The sequence below is a fragment of the Colwellia sp. E2M01 genome (assembly GCF_018860585.1).
In the GTDB taxonomy this organism is placed as follows: Bacteria; Pseudomonadota; Gammaproteobacteria; order Enterobacterales; family Alteromonadaceae; genus Colwellia.
This window is the reverse complement of sequence record NZ_JAHKPR010000013.1, coordinates 1-1,870: the sequence shown is the minus strand read 5'-3', so window position 1 is coordinate 1,870 and position 1,870 is coordinate 1. Positions and strand designations below refer to the sequence as shown.

At 37.5% G+C, this 1,870-nt stretch carries 1 protein-coding gene; it reads right to left on the bottom strand.

What is annotated here, in order from left to right; translation table 11 throughout:
• Nucleotides 1-146 precede the first annotated feature (146 nt).
• Complete coding sequence (locus KO502_RS02095; protein ID WP_216020908.1) at nt 147-1,721, bottom strand: MFS transporter; 1,575 nt, start codon at nt 1,719-1,721, stop codon at nt 147-149.
• Nucleotides 1,722-1,870: the final 149 nt, after the last annotated feature.

Sequence of the window (1,870 nt, the reverse complement as noted above, 5' to 3'; positions counted from 1 at the left end):
AATCAGATTGGTATTACTCGTCATTATAACAAAAAAGCCTCAAGATCCTGGCTTTGCTAACGCTATAAACGTTTGAAACCAGCACCTTAAGGCGTGTAGTTATTTAATGTAAATAGATGACATAAGTTATCTATTTACATTAGAGGCTATTTTTTGGATAGCTCAAGTTCAATTTCTTCAATGGTTTTATTTTTAGTTTCAGGTACTTTCTTTAATACAAACGCTAATCCGAGCAAACTAAACACCATATAAAGTGCGAAGGTATATGCAGCACCTAGCGTCTCTAATTGCCATGGGAAGAATAGTGGTACGATAACACCACCAAAAACACTGGCAATAAAACCACAGAAGGGTATAGCGAATGCACGTACTTTTGTAGGGAATATCTCTGAAAGCAAAATCCAGAGTATAGGGCCCATTGAAAAATTATGAGCACATAAAAGGCTAATAATGCCGATAAATACCAGTATGCCATTAATATTAGTAGCTGCGCTCATTAGGTCACTTTCATTTAGAGTGAATGCGGCGAGCCCGATATGTTCAATTACTGCTTGCTTGAACGCTAAATCTGAAGAAAATTCCGTTCCCAAGATTGGTTGCAATAAAGAAAGATCAATTGCACCTTTAAGGCTGGCAACTGATTCAGGAGTTAATAAATAAGTCGCATTGAAAAAACCAATAACAATCAGAAGCAGGCTAAAAGCTCCCCACAATAAACCACCAGCAAAAATAGGGCGGCGGCCTAATTTATCAACACACAAGACACCAAGTATGGTGAATATCAGGCCAATTCCACCAACAACCAAGGTTTGAGAGAATGCTGATGCTTCACCGCCTCCGAGCTGTGAAAATATCATTGGCATATAGGCTAATACTGAGTTTATTCCTGTAAGGGCTTGAATCATTGCCGAAACAACACCAATAACTAACGCTGTTCTCATCACTGGGCTGAAAAATATTTTAGCCTGTTCAATGGTGCTTAATGAATGCGGGTTTTTAGTATCGAAACTCTTGTCAATTTCTTGTAATTCTTTATCTAAATCTTCAGGCTCTGTTATTTTAGCCATAACCTGTTTGGTTTGTTCCATTTTACCATTTAATGCTAACCAGCGCGGGCTTTCAGGCAGAATGAAAATGGCTAAAAACCATACCACAGCCGGAACAATTTCAAAGCCGAGCATCCAACGCCACGCTGAGGCTTCATTTAAGCCTAATGCTTGTAATGAATGAGTTGAATCTGCGATCACGCCAATAATATAAAAATTTACTAACTGGGCTACAAAAATACCGATAACGATATTAAGTTGGTTCATGCCTACTAATTTTCCGCGATATTTAGGTGGGGCAACTTCACCTATATACATAGAGGCCACTGATAGTGATGCAAAGGCTAAACCACCTAAGACACGAGACCAAAATAGAAAGTTAGCAGAAGGAGCATAGGCAGAGCCAATGGCGGAAAGTGAATATAAACCAGCAATTATTAGCATGGTTTTTTTACGACCAATTTTATCACAAACTAAACTGGTGAAAATCAAACCGATTAAGGCGCCATAACCAGGACCGGCAACTAGATTACCTATTTCTATAGCGGATAAGCCAAATTCTATTTTAATAAATTGAATGGTGCCTGAAATTAAGACAAGATCCAATCCAAAGACGAAGCCGCCAAAAGCGATAATAAACGCAAATAAAAAGGCATTTTTTGTGGGTGATAGCATATGTAACTCTAACTTTTTTTATTAAAATGTTATTCCATTCTACTCTACAAAAACAAATTAACAATTGTTTTTTGATTAATGTTAACAATTTGCTATTTAGATTGTGGCGAGTCTGATTGTGGCGAGTATATAGAAAAAAGGGTTCAATG

Excerpts from the sequence above, each read along its gene's own strand:
- KO502_RS02095 (WP_216020908.1), bottom strand. The coding sequence starts at position 1,721 with ATGCTATCACCCACAAAAAATGCCTTTTTATTTGCGTTTATTATCGCT.